Source organism: Paenibacillus sp. MAEPY2 (assembly GCF_000499205.1).
Taxonomy (GTDB): domain Bacteria; phylum Bacillota; class Bacilli; order Paenibacillales; family Paenibacillaceae; genus Paenibacillus; species Paenibacillus vandeheii.
This window is the reverse complement of sequence record NZ_AWUK01000037.1, coordinates 125,307-143,888: the sequence shown is the minus strand read 5'-3', so window position 1 is coordinate 143,888 and position 18,582 is coordinate 125,307. Positions and strand designations below refer to the sequence as shown.

The window sequence follows — 18,582 nt, the reverse complement described above, 5'->3', positions numbered from 1 at the left end:
GCTTGGGTTGTGGTCCTGTTGTTTTGTTATTTCAGAAAAGACTGGGAAATCTGTTTCGCTGTATCCATCATGACTGAGTCACCGGACATCACCGTTAAAATACTCGCTCTTGTATTCACGTCCATCTTCTTCAACACCTCTATCGTTTTGGCAGAATCCGTCTGGAACAATTTTTGGATAAGACGGGCTGCACTTGGGGAAGACATCTTGGAGAAGGTATGTACCAGTTCCTTGACCGATTGATTGGCTATGTTGCTGTTTTGCTTTTTGATTTGACGCTGAATAAGGGCAAGCTCATGATCGGTAGCCGAATTGCGAGGCTTCATTTGCACCGAAAGGTCGGCAACCCGGTCCGGGTCCATTTTGCTCCAAATTAGCGCTCTCTGTTCTGTGGACATCTCGGTCATCGCATACACAATCTCCAGATCGCTCAATTGAGCCAGTGCTGCAGCAGCTTTGCTTGGAGGCATATTGGCGTAAGTCTTGGCAATATCCTTGGCTGCAGCAATATGATTTGTTGACTGTACAGCCGGAATCGCTGAAGTTGTGGGAGTTGTGGTTTGTGACTGAACGGTTTGCTGTGCTTGCGACGATACTGTAGATGATGGTGATTGCGCTTGTCTGACTGGATTGGCAGATGCAACAGGCGGTGTGGCATGAATTCCAGCCACATTCTCCACAGCATGCAATACGGTGTTTTTGACAGAAGGGACCAGAAAAAATACTGCTGCTCCTGCAGCACCAATACAGATTAGGGCAATAAACCACCTTATCCCCGAAGATTTTTTCTTCGTTGAAGTTTTGGATGAACTCTTGGCAGGCTCAGGTTTGATTTTGTTATTAGATGTGTTGGCAGATGTTGTTGTATGAATAGATTGGACCCTATTCGACTGGCTCATCATGATCACTTCCCTCTCATTCTGAAGTAATCCCCAGTCTATACCTTCTTCATTAAAATTTGATAAGAAAATCGGATTACATTTTTTAATCTTTTCCAATTTGAATGTTGTACACTGGACTTGGTAATCTTAACCTACAAGCTCAATCTGGCTTCTCCAAATTAAAGGAATGGATCGATTTCCAATGAAAAACATATTGCTGATTGAAGATGAGAAAAACCTGGCTCGCTTTATAGAACTGGAACTGCAGCATGAAACCTACACGGTCAGTGTAGCCTACGATGGAAGACAGGGATTAGAACTAGCACTCGAAAAGGATTGGGATCTGATCCTGCTTGATCTCATGCTGCCGGGAATTAACGGGGTAGAGGTGTGCCGAAGAATACGTAATATCAAACAAACGCCCATCATCATGATTACGGCACGGGATGGTGTGATAGATCGGGTCATGGGACTCGACAGCGGAGCCGATGATTATATTCCCAAGCCTTTTGCCATAGAAGAGTTGCTGGCACGGATGAGATCCTTATTCCGCCGTTCCAACGCGGAGAGCAAGCAATCCTTGCTTGAATATCAAGGATTGCAGCTGGACCTGGAGGCGCGAATTTTTCAAAAATACGGAGAAATTGTTGAATTAACCAAACGCGAATTCGATCTGCTTGTCATCCTTATGCAAAACATTGGTCGTGTCATGACTCGGGAAGTGCTGCTTGATCTTGTGTGGGGATACGATGCTGATGTGGAGACCAATGTGGTCGATGTGTATATCAGTTATTTGCGCAATAAAATCGATGATCCAGGCTCCCCCAGCTTTGTGCAGACGATACGAGGTTTGGGTTACGGGATTCAGAAATGATGCGCTGGATTCGAAAATATCTCCCCCATACCCGTGGCTCAATTCGCTGGAAACTCACGATCTGGATCTCGCTCTTGCTGGGCACGCTGTTTATTGTGTATAACATTGTCCAGTACTTTGTCATCATTGAATGGCTCACAGTTCAGGAAGAACAAAACATTGAGAAGAGCATGAATGAGATCGAAGGTTACCTCCAAGAGAAAGAAGTATCCGCAGCGCAAATTGCATCTAACCGTTCTTTCATTACCAAGTTGAATCAGGAGAATCAGATGATCCGCATTCTAGATCAGAACGGTAATGCGCTGCTTGAAGTAACCAACGGCCTTCCTAAACAGTGGGTCGAGCCGCAAAGGGTGCAAAAACGCATTTTGATCACTGCATGGCATTACGAAGATCACCTGCTAATCATGAGATCCCCCCTCATAACCACACATTTCAGCGGGACGATTGAAATCGTGAACAATCTCGAAAATACGGATCAATTAAGCGATATGCTGGTGTTGGTGATGTTTGGCGGGGGGATTGCAGCTGTGGGATTAAGCCTTCTGGGCGCATTTTTGTTATCACGCCAATTCGTCAAGCCCATTATGACTATGAATGCAACGATGATCCAGATCCAGCAAAAAGGACTTCATGAGCGGGTTGATGTGCCGGATCAACACGATGAACTGTCCAATCTTGCCCGGATGTTCAACCGCCTGATGGATGAACTAGAGCTTTCGTTTCAGCAACAAAAACAGTTTGTCGAAGATGCTTCGCATGAGCTGCGTACACCCGTGGCCATCATTGAAGGGCATATTTCCCTGTTAAACCGTTGGGGCAAGCATGACCCGACTATCTTGAATGAGTCCCTTGATGTCTCGGCCCAGGAACTTAAACGGTTAAAAAACATCCTGAATGAACTGTTAATGCTTAGCCAATCCGAGTACGGTCACATTACAGTAGAAGCTGCGGTCGATCTTTGCCAGACTGTGCAGCATGCGCTCACCAACGTGGTGCAGCTACACCCGGACGCTACCTTTGACATTGATCTGGAGCACCTATCCGGTATTGAAATGGAGATCCTTCCTCAACATCTGGAGCAGGTCCTGCGGATATTAGTGGATAACGCCGTTAAATATTCACCACTGACCAAAGAGATTCAGATCTGTGGAACGCGACGTGACAACGATGTATCTATTCAGGTATCTGATAAAGGCATGGGTATTCCTATAGAAGATTTGCCGTATGTTTTTGACCGCTTCTACCGTGTGGATAAAGCCCGTACCCGTGAGCAAGGCGGTACGGGCTTGGGACTCTCCATCGCGGAACGTCTCATCAAACGATACAACGGAAAGATATTCATCTATAGCCGGGAAGATGAAGGAACCACCGTGACTATTCTGCTTCCCGTATACGTGCATCCTGAATAAATTTGAATCGAAACGGGATATGGATAAAGATCCGTCCAATTCCCCAAGCGCTTGCCACACCAACGAGTGCGCCTGCGATTACATCCGAAGGGTAGTGTACTCCAGACCATACTCGGGCAAATGCAATACAAGCGGCAACGAGAACCCACCCCCATCGGTACCTGACGTGACCCAGCCAAAAGGCAGTGGCACATGCAAAGGCAACCGTCGCATGATCACTTGGAAAGGAAGCATCTGCGGTATGGCTGATTAATTGGATGACCGAGTGGGATACAAATGGCCGATCTCTGTATAGCAAGTGACCTGTAATAAAACTGACGGCGGTACCGGAACATGCTGCCAGAATGGCTTGGAGCACCATCATGCGGTTTCTTTGACTCTTCGATATCCAATACAAAATTATTCCCACCGGGAACATAAAAAGTGAAAACTTCGCTAAAAATATCATGATGCCATTCAAGTATGTGAGCTGACCCGCTTGCTGGTTAATCCAGTGAAAAAGTTCGTAATCGAATAATATGAAAGACATAAGCATCCCCTTTTCCCAATTTAAAAAACCTGTTTTTGATCATAGCCCTCTTTTCTGGGAGCAGCTTAAAAGGGAAATTAGAAAACGATAAGAAAACAGACACCCTGGAGGAACATAACTATTGATGCAAAATTTGAAAAAGAACATTTCCATCCCACTACTCTCTGCAGCACTGAGCCTTGCTGTATTTTCAATCATTGCCCTGTCTATTAGTGATAATCAAATACACCGATTTGACGATTCCCTGATAACGTGGATACAGGGTATGGAATCACAAGGCATGACCCGCTGGATGGAGCTATTCACCTGGATTGGCAGCGGTATACCTGTTGTTATCATTGCGATCCTTTCAATGGTCGTATTGTATGTCTTTTTGAGACACCGACGTGAACTTCTGTTTCTGGGCTGCGTCATTGCAGGCTCAGCGATATTGAATACCCTGCTGAAGCTTATGTTTCACCGCGCCCGACCAACCATTCACCGGATTATTGAAGTGAGTGGTTACAGCTTTCCGAGCGGACATTCCATGGCAGCATTCAGCCTGTATGGTGGACTGGCCTTCTTGATTTGGAAGCATATCCCCACCGCAGTTGGCCGTGTACTGATGATTATCGTAAGTGCAATGTTTATATTAATGATTGGAATGAGCCGAATTTATCTGGGGGTCCACTATCCCAGTGACGTGGTGGGAGGATACTTTATGAGTGGATGCTGGCTTGCCGTATGCATATGGTTTTATCAGCGATACCTGGAGCGAGTCTCCCTATTGCAGTCTAAGCCCCTGGCTTAGACTCTCTTTGTTTTCATGCATATGATCTGCCCCATATACCAGAAGCGGATCAAGCAAAAAGAACCTCACGGGTGCACCCAGCACCCGTGAGGTTCTTTCAAGTCATAAATCCATTTTACAGTGAAAACTTAGAGCTCCTCGCCGTTGGATTCAATGACTTTTTTGTACCAGTGGAAGCTCTTCTTCGGTGTTCTGCTCAGATCACCATTACCGTCATTGTCCTTGTTCACATGAATGAAGCCATAACGCTTCTTCATCTCGCCCGTGGATGCGCTAACCAGATCGATACATCCCCACATCGTGTAAGCGATAAGATCTACTCCATCGGCAACGGCTTCTTTCATTTGTTCAATGTGACCCTTCAAATAATCAATACGATAGTCATCCTGAATGGAGCCATCTTCCTCGACCACGTCCACTGCACCCAGCCCGTTCTCCACGACCATCAATGGAATCTGGTAACGGTCATACAGGTGGTTCAGGGTGTAACGTAATCCTTTCGGATCGATCTGCCAGCCCCAATCAGAAGCCTCCAGATACGGATTTTTGATACCGCCAAGAAGGTTTCCTTCTGTTTTCTCTAACGAATCATCAGCACTTTCAACCATCGACATGTAATAGCTGAACGAGTAGAAGTCCACGCATCCTTCACGCAGTGTTTGCTCGTCTTCCGGCTGCATCTCGATCTGGATGCCCTGTTCCGCAAAGAAGCGTTTGGCGAAGCCGGGATACGCTCCTCTAACTTGTACATCGCCGCAGATCATGTTAGAAATTTGATCCTTCTTCTGTGCCAGCAAAATATCGTCTGGATTACATGTGTTCGGATAGGTTGTCATGAAAGCGACCATACAACCGATTTGGAAATCAGGGTTGATCTCATGTCCCAGCTTCACCGCTTTTGCACTAGCTACAAATTGGTGATGCAGTGCCTGGAAGCGGGTCTGTGGATCATCAACGCCGTCGATCAATGTCTCTTTGCCTTCAAAAAGGATACCTGCAGCCATATATGACCCCATTGGCATCGTCAAACAGTTGATCTCGTTGAAGGTCAGCCAGTATTTCACCTGATCCTTGTATCGGTTGAAGAGGGTTGTACAATATCGGATATAACAATCAATGACTTCGCGGGAAGCCCAGCCGTTATATTTCTCGGTCAGACCGAACGGCGTCTCGTAGTGGGAAATCGTCACAAGCGGCTCAATATTGTACTTTTTCAGCTCGGCAAAGACGTTGTCATAGAACTGTAATCCCTCTTCGTTTGGCTCCAGATCATAACCGTTCGGGTAGATACGGGACCAGTTGATCGACATGCGGAACATTTTGAAGCCCATTTCGGCCATCAGGGCAATATCTTCTTGGTAATGACCATAAAAATCAACCGCTTCGTGGCTTGGATAATAGGTTCCCTCTTCCAGTACCGGTGTAATCCGGCGCGGTGTCGTGTGCGTTCCACCTGTCATCATATCGGAAGTACTTGGGCCTTTACCCCCCTTGTCCCATCCACCTTCAAACTGATTGGCAGCCGTTGCGCCACCCCAGAAAAATCCGTCTTTCATCGACATCATCCATTCCTCCTTATCATCTTCGTAACACTGTACATTCAGTGTACCACCCATACCCTGACACCTATTGTCATGGTATAATATCGGCATGGAAAATAACCGATTATTCAGAATGCTATTGCTGTTATTGGAGAAAAAGAAAGCTACCGCCCCCGAGCTCGCGCGTTTGTTCGAGATATCCGTGCGCACGGTGTACCGTGATATCGACAGACTGAGTGCAGCAGGTATCCCCGTATACACAACCACGGGAAAACATGGCGGTATTCATCTGATGGACAACTTTGTCATGGACAAATCCCTCTTGTCGGAAGACGATCAGAATGAAATATTGCTTGGATTATATAGCGTCAGCGCCATCCCTCACCTCAACACTGCCCATATGCTCAAACGTTTAACCACCCTGTTTGATCATAAGCTGGATTGGATCGAGTTTGATTTCTCCCCATGGGGCAGCATTCCGTTGCAGGAAAGGGAACTGTTCAATCAGGTGAAGCAGGCGATATTTACGAATCAATGGATTACGTTTCACTATGTGGACTCCAACGGGGAACCCAGCGATGAGACGATTGCCCCTATCAAATTAATATTTAAAAACAATACCTGGTATTTCAAAGGAAAGGATCAGAACAGGCCAGGTCAGACGGAAGCCCTGACCTTTAAGATGAAGCGCGTTTCCGAGCTTACACTGCTGCAACGGCCACTCGATCAGCATACAACCACCGGACCTACAGATAGCGAGCAGCCTGTGCCCAACACGCAGGTTCCCATGGAAATGCTGTTTTCCAATGCCATTTCGTACAGGGTATATGATGTTTTTGAGCCGTCGCGTGTTGAAAAAGAGCCTGACGGCAGGCTTCGCGTCGCTCTTGAACTGAATGAAGGCGAATGGCTGTATTCCTTCCTGATGTCGTTCGGTTCAGACCTGACCGTAGTTAAACCTCCTCACATCGGACAGGAATTGCTCAGACGACATATCAAAGCGGTAGAACATTTGCAACAGGTCGTTAACAACGAGTTGAAAAATGAATGATATAATGGAATTCTGATCATCTTTTGAATCTTTTGCTTTCCTATCCGTTCATATCCTGAAGGAGGCTTGTCCATGCAAGACATTAGACGTAATAATGTGGAACGATTCAAAGGTTTTGGTACGTTATATGACCAGAACCGACCTGCTGCGCCCACTGAAGTCGTGGATATTCTGACGAATTATTTGGGCAGCAAACCTCGCATGGTCGCGGATGTTGGCTGTGGTACCGGATTATCTTCGTGGATTTGGTTAAATGAAGCAGAACGTGTTATTGGCGTGGAACCAAGCGACGACATGAGAGCTGTGGCGCAGTCCAAGTGGGAAGCTGCGGGCAAGCCGGACCATCTCCGCTTTGTATCCGGTCTGTCCCACGAACTGGGACTACCGGATGGCAGTGTCGATATCGTGACTTGTTCACAGTCGTTCCACTGGATGGAGCCCCAATCCACACTGCATGAATTTGCACGTGTACTGCGTCCAGGAGGCATATTTGCAGCCTACGACTGTGACTGGCCGCCAGTGATCGATTGGCAACTGGAACAAGCCTATCTGCATTTGAATACGGAGGCAGATCATCGGGCAGCAAGTCTGGCGCCTCAGGAAAATCAGGCACATAAATGGAGTAAAGACGGGCATTTGCAGCAGATAGAGCAGTCCGACTTGTTCCGTTATTCGCGTGAAATTGTGTTTCATCACCATGAAACGTTCGATGCAGATCGTTATGTCAATTTGGCCCTGAGCCAAGGCGGCTTGCAAACGGCAGTGAAACTCGGAGCCACTGATTTGCTCACAATCGCAGACGAGTTCAGACAGCTGGCTGCCCGCATATTTGCCGGTGAATCAAGAGAAGTTTTGTTCTCTTATCGGATGCGCCTTGGGATCGTTTGATCTTAAGCAAAGCTCATCCAGATTCTCACCAAAACAAAATACACAAAAGAACCCTAGACCGTCACTTGAATCGTGATGGTCTAAAGTTCTTTATTTCAGATAGCCATCAGGATGAGAACAGGTCACTTAATTGCCCCTCTTGTATATTTAGTGCCAGCACCAATTTTGACGGGTCTTGTTTTGAGTAGATCACGTTAATGATATGACCTTGCTGAACCTGATGCAGAGCAAATGGAGAAATCTCCTTTTGAGTGGTGACCTTAAACGTCTCTCCATTTGACTTTGTTACACTAAGCGTAAGCTGAAGTTTGATTTTGCCATTACCTGCGCTTCCAAGCGGAGTAACATCCAAAATTTTGGCCATCGCTTTCTCGCCCGTTCTTGCAATATCCATCATCTCAGGTGCTACACCTTGCTGCACCATCTTCTCATTCAGCAATTGCTGCATATCTTCCTGCGACAGATGGCCTTTCAGATCAAGCCCTACCTTGCGCTCATCCTTCATGGAGACCACTAACGGGACGAAGCTGCCTGGCTGGAACTGGGCCATGGATGTCAACGGGATAATGGTTCTCAGTTCGGTATCGTATTTCTCACGGCCTTTGCGCGAAACGGTCAGACCCAATCGGACTTCCGGCTGTTCATTAATATACGTTCCCGTCTGCTTGACGCTCTGAATGACACCAACCGCCGGTAATCCTGACTTCACCCGCCCCACGCCGAAGATATTACCCAAAATGGCGGGAATAAAGATCAGCCCGAATCCGGCAAAAATGGCCGGTTTATACCACCATGCCTGCATGATAATAAAAGGATCATTCCACAACTGTTGTGCCAGAAATGGGGAGAACCCTACCCCGAATACAGTCAGCACACCAACCAATCTCAGAAATCCCACCATCTGCCCCACCCTCTCTATATCTCTATTTTCCGTTGTTAACTGTATTCTCTAAATGATAGAACTCTCTCTTCCCTCAAGAACCTTCTAGTCAGATAACAATCCCATGTAGATCAGCTCGGATGGATTCGCCGGATTTTGGCCCAAACCCACCCGATCTCCCACGCGTGGAATCTGCATCTTGGACACCAATGTTTCCAGTGTTCGCTGATACTGATTGCCGTTCGTCTCTGTCACATCCAGAACAAGCACAACAATTGGATCAAAATTGATCAACTTGCCTGTATCGGTTATCGTGATTACCGTGGCTGTTGCAGTTAACGGAAGGGAGCCGCTTCCTGCCAGTTGTGCCTGCTTCGCCGAATCGAGGCTCTGATTGATCAACTCCCGATGCTCCTTAGATACGAAACCTTTCATCATCATGCCGCTAAGACCTTTGTTCATCATTTTATCCGCCTTGGCAATCGCATCTTCCTGTTTGTTCTTTTTACCAAACCATCCCATAATAAGCACCTCGTTTTTTTGTTTTTGGTTATAGTTAAAGTATAAACAGCACGGCTTGTCCTTGAATACCCTTTTGACTGCATACAAAAGAAACGAAACTTCCGGCGTTTAAACCACTGAATTTTCGTTTCTTTAGCATGCTTTTTGGTTGATTCCGCAAAAAAAGAGCCGTAAAACGACTCTTAAATGAAAGGTTGGGAGGCATATTTTGTGCCTAATGCACGGGTATTGAACAAAATCAGGCAAAAAAACGGCTGTTTCAAGCCATTTTTTGATCTATTTTTTGCGTAACAGGTAGACCAGCTTCCGATAATACATGGCGGCTTCCTTATATTTTCGCTGATCCTCAGACACCACAGCTATTCCCTCATATAAAGGTTCAAGTCGCATGACATGCTGTACGGACTCAAAATAAGGCAGACACGCGAGCGCACGCTCCATGAACACTTCACGATCTCCATGTGCAAGAGCCAGCTGGCTCTGGTAGAATGTTGCACTCATCTGCTGATCCGAAGTCGATGCACATTGGAGCAGTTGATCTATACTCTGCGCAAGTACACCCCAGTTCTTTCGTGCCAGAGCCACTTCACACCGATACACACTCACTAACGGCTTCATGGCCTGCTGGGTTTCTTCGGGTTCCTGCTGCAACAGGGATTCGAATCGCTCGATCTCCGACTGGGCCTGATCCAGCTCCCCCGTCATCGTTAACATAACAATCCGATTATTCGCAATGGCGGTGACCAGATCGCCCTGATTCCCGGCATACACCAGATTCGCCTCTGCCATGGTCAATGCCGAGAGTGCCTCCTGTACCAGTCCCATCGCAAAGCAATATCCGCTGTACGCCACATATAATCCGGACAAGCGATGAAACAGCCGCTGATCATAGACATGTCTCATGGTGAGATCAAACACCTGCTTGGCCTCTTCGTACTGTTTGACCTGAATGTAGGCTTCCATCTTGATATTTTGCACAGATAGCCAGAATTCACTTCCAGGAAGGGCCAGCTCACTCAGTCTGGTTGCATGTGTTAACACATCCACATAGGCGAGCTTGGAACGATAGTATTGCACTTTGTAATATAATAACGCCTTCGCCAGCGGATGCGGCAAATCTACATCATCAGGACGACCGTATTTCTCCAGATAAAAATTCAGATAGGACATATGTATATATTCATGAGCTGCTGCATCATTTAGTTGCTGATAGTAGACCGCCTTCATCAAGGCCGTGGTCAGCTCTACTGTCAGCGCATCATCCCGATCCTCCAGCGCGTGCACAATATCTTCTGCTATCACTGAAGCTGGCACTGACATTTGTTCAAAAATAGCCTCTGCCCGCGCCAGTGTTTCCTCATCCTGTGCAGAAGCATTTAACAGATAGGAAGACGTAACGCCAAGACGTAACGCAACAGCCTCTGCCAGATCTTCAGGGAGTGGATAACGATCAGCCAGAATATTGGCAAAGTGAGCCTGCGTGACCAGACCTTCCACGAGGTCTTTGCGGGAGATTTGCTTTCTTTTGCTCAGAAATTCAATCCGTTCCTTCAGCATGGCTAGTCTTCCTTTCAGGATAAAGGCGAACCCTTCGCTTCTCCAGTTTTGTTCTTCCCTCACCGTTATCGTGTAAATGTTTAATTCAAATTAATATAATAGCATCCCGGATGCGAAGTCGAAATACCGCCTTATAGCCAAATCCATCGAAACGGTTCCGTTTCGGAGGCAATTGTTTTACAATAAGAAGGTATGTACAAGAGCATGATCCATTAATGATGAACAAGAGTTGAATATGAAAGGATGCAAATGAATGATTATCAAACCAAGAACACGTGGTTTTATTTGTACAACTTCCCATCCTGTAGGCTGTGCTGCACAAGTGCAGGAACAAATTGATTATGTAAAATCCAAACCGCAATTGAACGGACCACGTAACGTCCTCGTCATTGGAGCCTCCACTGGATATGGACTCGCTTCGCGTGTCGTATCCGCATTTGGTGCCGGAGCCAATACCATTGGCATTTACCGCCCGAGCAGCTCCACTGAAAAACGTACGGCTTCAGCAGGCTGGTACAACTCCGCTGCATTTGAGAAAGCTGCGGAAGAAGCAGGACTGAAATCGTACAGCATCACAGGTGATGCCTTTGCCAACGAAACAAGAGAAAAAACCGTTGAACTGATTCGCAGTGAACTCGGTCAAGTTGACTTGGTCGTTTATAGCGTAGCCTCGGCACGCCGTACCGATCCGAACACCGGTGAAGTATTCAACTCCGTGCTTAAACCGATTGGACAATCGTACACCAACAAAACAGTCAATTTCCATACGGGAGAAGTAACGTCCGTTACGATCGATCCAGCTTCCGATGAAGAAATCCGCCAGACCGTGGCCGTGATGGGCGGAGATGATTGGGAACTGTGGATGGATGCCTTGCAACAAGGTGGTGTACTCGCCGACAATGCAACAACCATTGCCTTTTCTTATATCGGTCCTGAACTTACGCATGCGATCTATCGTGATGGTTCCATCGGTCAGGCCAAGAATCATCTGGAAGCGACAGCACACAAGCTGAATGATCGTTTGAGTGCAAAAGGTGGTCGTGCTTACCTCACGGTAGCCAAAGCGCTGGTAACCCAATCAAGCTCCGCAATTCCAGTGGTGCCGCTGTATATCTCTGCACTGTACAAAGTCATGAAAGAAAAAGGCTTGCACGAAGGCTGCATCGAGCAATTACAACGCTTGTTTGCTGACCGTCTGTATACGGGTGGGGAGGTTCCGACCGACGCAAAAGGCCGCATCCGTATCGATGATTGGGAGATGAGAGCGGACGTTCAGGAAGAAGTAGCGAAGCTCTGGAACGAGCTGAACACCGAAAACATCTATGATCTGTCCGATCTGGAAGGGTACCGTAAGGAGTTCTTCCAACTGTTTGGTTTCGAAACCGACGGCGTGGATTATGAAGCAGATGTTGATCCGAACGTTGAAGTACTGCATCAGCGTTATTGAAAACCAATCTTGCTGAGGGACTGTAGTAACCAGGTTTAGTACAAGTCCAGATCATCCTTTGGGGAGCTATTGCTCCCCTTTTTGTTGTCTACTGATTCTATAAAATTGACTTAAGTTGCTTTTTTAACCCCTTCGGCACCGTCTTCTCTACCGTAATGGATCGTGCTCCATGTATGGTTGCAAATAATTGGAGTCCCTCTCGAAAATCGGAAATCCATTCCTCCACAGGCGGAGCAGTCTCTTCCATCGATAATAACCGAACCGTTAGTACGCCCGTTTTGCGATCCAGTCGTGGGTCCATGCGTCCAATCAGCCGATCTCCGTGAAGAATGGGCATCGCGTAATATCCGTAGGTTCGTTTCACCTCTGGGGTGTAAATCTCCCACTTATAATGAAAATCAAATAAATCCACAACCCGTTCCCGTCTCCACAGCAGGTTGTCCAGCGGGGGCAGGAATCGTACCGGGCCTGATGGATCATAATGCGTTTCTTCCCTTTCCATCTCACGCAACATCTCTTCATCTTCTGCGCGAATGTAATAAGGCGTCGCAACGTCCTCCACCTCCAGCGGGATCATTCGCCCATCTGCGACACGTGCAGCTATATCATTCCGACGTTCCGCAGCGGTGGATTTCATCCAGCCCAACCGTGGATCTCTCGCGTCCACGACCCGATATGCGTGAATGTACTTGTCCATCAGAGCCTGCTTTTGAGTCAATATATCGATATCCGATGTCATGGATTGGCCCTGCTCCCGCAGCCCGGATTCCGTAATATGAAAATAACGTTCATTCCCCTGCCTTGCCACGACACGAATGGCGGCGGAATCCAGCAGCAAGTTTAACGCTAACGTGGTGTCCTTTGTTTTCGGTACATCCGCACTGTCCCAATATCCGCTTACTCGTTCGATGGCACGAAATGCTCTTGAGGGTAACGGCCCCTCTTCCTCCAAACGCTTCAGCACATGCTGCACTGTATTTTCCAGCCCTTGTAAGGAAGGTTCCAAACGATCCCGTAATCGGGCACGAACGGGTTCAAACAGAGCATAGTCTTCCATCGGAATAACACATGCGGCGTTAGCAAAATATTCAAACACTCTGTGATCACTCAGCAAGGTATGTAAATCATCGGAGGTATATCCAGAATCACGAGCACTCAGCACCAAATGCTGGTTTCCGGTTACGGCAGCGACAGGATCAATCTGAACACAGCCAAGGGATCGAATCAGGCGCATGACCTGTTCAGGACCCGAAGGCAAGGAAGCGGCGGGCCAACGTCCCAATAAAGATTGCGTTTGCAGCAAAAATCGCCGAACGATTTTCTTATTCATGCGCAGCGCTGTTGTCATATGTAGAATTCTTCCCTTCTTCGAAGATAGGAGGATATGTAGCGATAGCAATCCAATTCAAAAGCGATATATTGATTTTAACAGTCCATGGTATACCATTCCAACCGGAGGAGGAGCTTTTTTTCTATTGGATGCTTATGCAGCACTCCCCACATTATAGACAAAATAAAAAGAAGCACCACCATCCTGGGTCCGCTTCTTGTGTTTGACCTTTTGCAATTTTTCCTGCTTCGTGGGCATGAGTCGAACATGCTGGGATAATGCTCCATAATCTCCGTTTACTCTCCGACTTTGCTCTGGACACCATTGTCCTGACCGCTCTGCTTTGCGCAATGTTTTTTGCGTTTGTGTACGTGCCATAGAATGAACACACTCCCTTGGTTGGTATGCATCCAATATATCATGTGCAGGCAGACAAGTGAAGGTGATCTACGCGGATTCAACCCCAGTTTATCCACTAACGCGAAACTCTTTTTCGTCGCGACTGCCAAGTCTCCACAGGCTCCTGATCGTCTTCCTCAATCAATTCCAGTGCTTCTTCCATTCTTCTGGACTTAAACAACGTGATCAAGTCCATCAGATCTTCCCGATCCAGCAGCTTCACCCCGTTGACTGCTGCCAGCGTCCGACATGCTTCCGTATATCTGGCTGAGGTGAGCACGATGGATCGATCTGCCTCATAATAACGCATGGACGTGTAAATCTCCTGTACTGCGCTTAGCCCAACCGGATGATTCGCTCCGTAACGCTTGGCCTGAATAACATTCCGTCTGCCTGCTCTATCCACAAATACAAGGTCCGCTCCGAAATCACGACTGCTTGTCGTCTTATGTACCTCGGCGTAACCGAGTTGTTGGAATAAATGATACAGGTACAGTTCAAATTCCGATCCATCCTGCATTTTATCAATATCCTTCATCGTTATCTTACGCGGATTGGCCTCACTTCGTATGCGCTGCCCTCGACGAATGACTCGACGAATGATCCAGGCGATGAGCAGTAAAAGGACAATAACGCCTATACCCACAGTGGTTATATTTTCATTCCAGTTCATAGCTGTTCTCCTTGTCGTTCCTCTAATCTGGCAGACTCGTACCCTTATCAGCCCTCGTCACCCGACTAAATATAGCAGACTTCACTCTTAACAGAAAGAAGATGAATTCCCTGTAACCCTCGAACTTCCCCAAACAACAATAATATTATATATCAATCATAAAAGGTTACAGACACTCAGGTTGAATTTCACATGTATGAAATGGTAGAATTCAACAATCGGTTCTATCTTGAATCGAAGAAAGGTGGTTTATAACTTGCATACATCCAACAAACGAAAGTCCAAAACATGGGCTGCACTCATTCTCAGTGGCATGCTCCTCTTCAGCCTGCATACTCCAAGCTACGCAGCAGAGTCCAATGCCCCGCTGCCCAAGCCTGCGTGGACCTCATCATCCCTGGCACTCACTGAGGTGAATACGGAGAAGGACGTCATCATTAAGGAATTGAATGCTGTGCCTTCCAAAAACTTGGTGTACGTTCATTCTTCACAACCCGTGATCAAAACAAGCAGCAATACCAAGCTGGATTGGCAGCTGGATTCGCTCCAGGCACTGGATGCCACAACCGGACAATTGAAGTGGAACGTGATCTTCCATGAGAAAAGCGGCCCTTATACGACTTATTCCAACTCCCTCTATTCCAGCTACGGCACAGCCTATGTCTATATGGAATATTCCGATGGAACCAAGAAAGTATATTCGTATAATACATCCGGCAAAACCAACTGGGTCAAAACCGTAAATAATTCATCGTCCATCTACCTTCTGGATAACGATACATTACTGGTTGCCTCAAGCGCTGGTGTCCAATCGAACGGTTCCGTACGTTCGGCCATCTCGCTATATGACAAAAAGGGCAAACTGATTACAGAAAAGACCATTAACGGTGCTGTACTCAAGGCAGGCAGTAATCGAATCGTTGTAGACGCCAGCAAACAAACCAAAGTCGGCAACTACTGGCAAGCAGCGGCTAATCCAAAAGTGGAGATTTATGATCGCACACTGAATCGTCTTTCCTTCTATCAGTTCCCTAGCAATGCCAACACCCTGGGAGACGGTGGCGGTGAATCGCTGGCCATTCTGGACGATGGCTCTGTGATCATGCGTGCCAATTTCGAGAACACAGGCAACAAACTGATGGGCTTTGGCACCGATGGCAAGATGGCCTGGGGTCGTGCCATTGCCGGTAATGCCTATGTTCAAACTGCAGGCAGCGGATATACCGTATTTACAGGTCAGAAGCTGGAGCTGTACACCATGAAAGGCAAAGTCACTGAGCGTACGTTCAAAGATCAACAGGAACCGTTAATGGCCGTTGAGCGTACACAGGATGAAAATTACAAATTGAATTTTGCCAAATCTGGCTACATTCTTGATCCGCAAACATTGGAAACGGTCCATGAATATGCATTCGCAACAACTCCTGGAGTGCTCGATGGTTACTCAACATACAGCGATCATATCATCTATCAGATCAATGACGATGCATTATCCAAGTATGTGTTAAAAACAGCCTCAGCAAAATAATAAATCGAGCGCTCTGGTTAATCGACTAACGGTTAACAGGGCGCTCTGTTATTTCACAACGGTGTAAGTCTCCTTTCGTTTATCCTCTCTGCTCAAACTGTTATAATAGTATCGTCAACTTTTTCACCCTACTCTTGATTGGCAAAGGAGCGCAACCTTCCCATGATTATTCAATTCATTCGATACAGATAACTTGGGGCATAACATAACCTCTTTTTTTTAAGATGTACGATAGAGGTTTATTTGTTATGCCCTTTTCTTCAGTTATCCAGATCTGAATGAATGGGGTGTTATTCCATGTCAATCCAACGTAGAGAACGAAGTGCTGCGCTTATTTATAGATACATCCATATGCTTACATGTCCCATCTGTCATCAAACCATGACAACGGTTAATCCGCATAGTATTCAATGTAGTTCCAAGCATACCTTTGATTTGGCAAGACAAGGCTATGTCAATTTCATGACACGTTTTTTCAAAGGCAACTATGACAAACGTTTATTTACGGCCAAAAGGAATATTTTATCTCAAACTGCGATCTATACGCCCCTGACCGAAATCATTCGCCATTGGATCGAAGGTTACTCCAATAGCAAGAGTCAGCCCTTGCATATTCTGGACGCAGGTGCAGGAGAAGGATCTCTTTTGCAGCAGATTACACAGAATACTTCATCCGTGGGATGGGGGATCGACATCGCCAAAGAAGGTATTGCCACGGCTTCTTCTACTTACGACCAGCAAGTCTGGTTTGTTGGTGATCTTGCTCATAGTCCGTTTGCAGAGGGGCAATTGGACGTGATTCTGAATATCCTCTCCCCTTCGAATTATGAAGAGTTCGGACGAGTGATGAAGAAGGATGGCTGGATCATCAAAGTGATCCCCCGTAAGCAATATCTAATGGAAATGAGAGAGTTTTTGTTTCGGGGCCGATCTCATCAACTAGACGGCAGGGAGCACGTACTGGACCGATTTACCGAGCATCATTATCTCATAGACAGTATTCCGCTAACATACACTATGCCTGTAACGAAAGTCATGATGGATTCGCTGATTCATATGACGCCACTCGCCTGGCATGGAAAAGAATCAGCCATAGCCAGCATTCAAGAGACCTTGACGCAGATTACAATTGATTTAGAAATACTGGTGGGAAAACGCAGATAAGCTCTGTAGCCATTAAGGCATCATTTTCATCATCATTGTACAATCAAAAAAAGCCGGGGAAGTTCCTGTTGGAACGTTTCCCGGCTTTTTCAATGTGATCTGAGGGCAACTCTATCTGATGTATTGAAATTCAATTATTTCCAGTTGTCTTCAATAAATTCATCCCGTCCGGAAATCGCACGGTCTTCCTTGTAATGCTTCTCATTTTTCTTGTGGTAATCCTGATGGTAGTCTTCTGCCGGATAGAACACAACTGCATCCCGAATCTCCGTTACAATCGGTTGGTTGAATCGTCCGCTTGCTGACAGCTCTTGCTTGGACTGCTCTGCGAGCTCACGTTGACGTTCATTATGGACGAAGATCGCTGTCCGGTACTGAGTACCACGATCCTGGAATTGCCCTCCATCATCGGTTGGGTCAATCTGAGGCCAGTAGAGCTCCAACAGTCGTTCGTACGGGAATATCTCTGGATCAAAGGTAATTTCAACGACTTCGACATGACCGGTCTCCCCGGTTTTGACCTGCTCATATGTTGGATTATCGACGTGACCGCCGGTATAGCCGGATACAATACCATGAATGCCTGGCTGTTCTTCAAATGGTGTAACCATACACCAGAAGCATCCGCCGGCAAATGTAGCTTTTTCCATTCAGATTCATCCCTTTCTTTTGTACATCTATATCTTAAAACAAAAAGAGGTTGATGGAAAGCCACCTCGTGGACTTCCATCAACCTCTTAAGATCATTTGTTTGTATTAACCGTCATTCAAATTGCTCGTTGCCGACTTGATATATATTCAAGAGATCTTGAATGCGTTACCCGCGGCTGCGACCCATGGAACGGAAGATCAAGCTTACGATCGCTACAAGTACGATAGCACCGATTAATGCCGGCACAATGTAGAATCCGCCCATTTCAGGACCCATATCTCCCAGAATCACTCCGCCTAACCATCCGCCGATAAAACCGGCAATGATGTTACCAATAACGCCGCCGGGAATGTCACGACCAACAATCAGACCTGCCAACCAACCAATGATACCACCGATAATTAATGACCATAACCAACCCATATCAATCACCTCTAATTAAAGTTTTTGTTGTTGTCTGTCTA

Annotated in this window: 19 protein-coding genes; 8 read left to right on the top strand and 11 right to left on the bottom strand. The window is 46.6% G+C overall.

From position 1 onward, the window contains the following. Positions 1-26: 26 nt before the first annotated feature. Positions 27-902 (bottom strand): MotE family protein, encoded by an 876-nt coding sequence (locus P364_RS0126990; protein WP_024633148.1) that lies wholly within the window; start codon positions 900-902, stop codon positions 27-29. Positions 903-1,083: 181 nt separating this feature from the next. Between P364_RS0126990 and P364_RS0126985 the strand changes: the two genes are divergently transcribed. Together P364_RS0126985 and P364_RS0126980 are read left to right on the top strand one after the other, a co-directional pair. Beyond that, complete coding sequence (locus tag P364_RS0126985; protein ID WP_024633147.1) at positions 1,084-1,755, top strand: response regulator transcription factor; 672 nt, start codon at positions 1,084-1,086, stop codon at positions 1,753-1,755. Continuing rightward, positions 1,752-3,167 carry a HAMP domain-containing sensor histidine kinase gene (locus P364_RS0126980; RefSeq protein ID WP_236642128.1) on the top strand — a complete coding sequence of 472 codons (1,416 nt, stop codon included), beginning with the start codon at positions 1,752-1,754 and terminating at the stop codon, positions 3,165-3,167. Before P364_RS0126985 ends, P364_RS0126980 begins: the two co-directional genes overlap by 4 nt. Here P364_RS0126980 and P364_RS0126975 read toward each other — a convergent pair. Beyond that, a complete protein-coding gene (locus P364_RS0126975) occupies positions 3,133-3,696 on the bottom strand; it encodes an undecaprenyl-diphosphatase (protein ID WP_024633145.1) in 564 nt (187 codons plus the stop codon). The genes P364_RS0126980 and P364_RS0126975 overlap by 35 nt on opposite strands. Positions 3,697-3,820: 124 nt before the next feature. Here P364_RS0126975 and P364_RS0126970 point away from each other — a divergent pair, with 124 nt between their 5' ends. Further along, positions 3,821-4,486, top strand: coding sequence for a phosphatase PAP2 family protein (locus tag P364_RS0126970; RefSeq protein WP_024633144.1), 666 nt, complete (start codon positions 3,821-3,823; stop codon positions 4,484-4,486). A gap of 128 nt (positions 4,487-4,614) precedes the next feature. Here the strand turns inward: P364_RS0126970 and P364_RS0126965 are convergent, their stop codons facing one another. Beyond that, positions 4,615-6,048: a glycoside hydrolase family 1 protein gene (locus P364_RS0126965; RefSeq protein WP_024633143.1), complete on the bottom strand. Its 1,434-nt coding sequence runs from the start codon at positions 6,046-6,048 to the stop codon at positions 4,615-4,617. A gap of 88 nt (positions 6,049-6,136) precedes the next feature. Here P364_RS0126965 and P364_RS0126960 point away from each other — a divergent pair, with 88 nt between their 5' ends. Both P364_RS0126960 and P364_RS0126955 read left to right on the top strand, forming a co-directional pair. Further along, a complete protein-coding gene (locus P364_RS0126960; protein ID WP_024633142.1) occupies positions 6,137-7,078 on the top strand; it encodes a helix-turn-helix transcriptional regulator in 942 nt (313 codons plus the stop codon). Between the two features lie 72 nt (positions 7,079-7,150). After that, on the top strand, positions 7,151-7,966 hold the full coding sequence (locus tag P364_RS0126955) for a class I SAM-dependent methyltransferase (protein WP_029881329.1): 816 nt from the start codon (positions 7,151-7,153) through the stop codon (positions 7,964-7,966). A 106-nt stretch (positions 7,967-8,072) separates the two neighbouring features. Here P364_RS0126955 and P364_RS0126950 read toward each other — a convergent pair whose 3' ends face one another. The 3 genes from P364_RS0126950 to P364_RS0126940 form a co-directional block, all read right to left on the bottom strand. Further along, on the bottom strand, positions 8,073-8,867 hold the full coding sequence (locus P364_RS0126950) for a hypothetical protein (protein ID WP_024633140.1): 795 nt from the start codon (positions 8,865-8,867) through the stop codon (positions 8,073-8,075). A gap of 84 nt (positions 8,868-8,951) precedes the next feature. Further along, positions 8,952-9,371: a hypothetical protein gene (locus P364_RS0126945; protein WP_024633139.1), complete on the bottom strand. Its 420-nt coding sequence runs from the start codon at positions 9,369-9,371 to the stop codon at positions 8,952-8,954. A gap of 273 nt (positions 9,372-9,644) precedes the next feature. Next, positions 9,645-10,925 carry a hypothetical protein gene (locus P364_RS0126940; RefSeq protein ID WP_024633138.1) on the bottom strand — a complete coding sequence of 427 codons (1,281 nt, stop codon included), beginning with the start codon at positions 10,923-10,925 and terminating at the stop codon, positions 9,645-9,647. Between the two features lie 253 nt (positions 10,926-11,178). Between P364_RS0126940 and fabV the strand changes: the two genes are divergently transcribed. After that, complete coding sequence (gene fabV, locus P364_RS0126935) at positions 11,179-12,372, top strand: enoyl-ACP reductase FabV (protein WP_024633137.1); 1,194 nt, start codon at positions 11,179-11,181, stop codon at positions 12,370-12,372. A 97-nt stretch (positions 12,373-12,469) separates the two neighbouring features. Here the strand turns inward: fabV and P364_RS0126930 are convergent, their stop codons facing one another. The 3 genes from P364_RS0126930 to P364_RS0126920 all read right to left on the bottom strand — a co-directional run bounded on the left by P364_RS0126930 (position 12,470) and on the right by P364_RS0126920 (position 14,774). Next, a complete protein-coding gene (locus tag P364_RS0126930; RefSeq protein ID WP_024633136.1) occupies positions 12,470-13,720 on the bottom strand; it encodes a DNA glycosylase AlkZ-like family protein in 1,251 nt (416 codons plus the stop codon). A 135-nt stretch (positions 13,721-13,855) separates the two neighbouring features. Further along, positions 13,856-14,080, bottom strand: coding sequence for a hypothetical protein (locus P364_RS0126925; protein WP_024633135.1), 225 nt, complete (start codon positions 14,078-14,080; stop codon positions 13,856-13,858). 97 nt (positions 14,081-14,177) lie between these two features. Beyond that, entirely contained in the window at positions 14,178-14,774 is a 597-nt protein-coding gene (locus P364_RS0126920) for a restriction endonuclease (RefSeq protein WP_024633134.1), read from the bottom strand. A 256-nt stretch (positions 14,775-15,030) separates the two neighbouring features. On the opposite strand from P364_RS0126920, the gene P364_RS0126915 reads away from it, so the two are divergent. Continuing rightward, on the top strand, positions 15,031-16,302 hold the full coding sequence (locus tag P364_RS0126915) for a hypothetical protein (RefSeq protein ID WP_024633133.1): 1,272 nt from the start codon (positions 15,031-15,033) through the stop codon (positions 16,300-16,302). Positions 16,303-16,599: 297 nt separating this feature from the next. Further along, a complete protein-coding gene (locus P364_RS0126910) occupies positions 16,600-17,466 on the top strand; it encodes a putative RNA methyltransferase (RefSeq protein ID WP_052016793.1) in 867 nt (288 codons plus the stop codon). Between the two features lie 134 nt (positions 17,467-17,600). Here P364_RS0126910 and msrA read toward each other — a convergent pair whose 3' ends face one another. Further along, positions 17,601-18,116 carry a peptide-methionine (S)-S-oxide reductase MsrA gene (gene msrA, locus P364_RS0126905; protein ID WP_024633131.1) on the bottom strand — a complete coding sequence of 172 codons (516 nt, stop codon included), beginning with the start codon at positions 18,114-18,116 and terminating at the stop codon, positions 17,601-17,603. Between the two features lie 167 nt (positions 18,117-18,283). After that, complete coding sequence (locus P364_RS0126900) at positions 18,284-18,541, bottom strand: GlsB/YeaQ/YmgE family stress response membrane protein (protein ID WP_017686880.1); 258 nt, start codon at positions 18,539-18,541, stop codon at positions 18,284-18,286. Between the last annotated feature and the right edge of the window lie 41 nt (positions 18,542-18,582).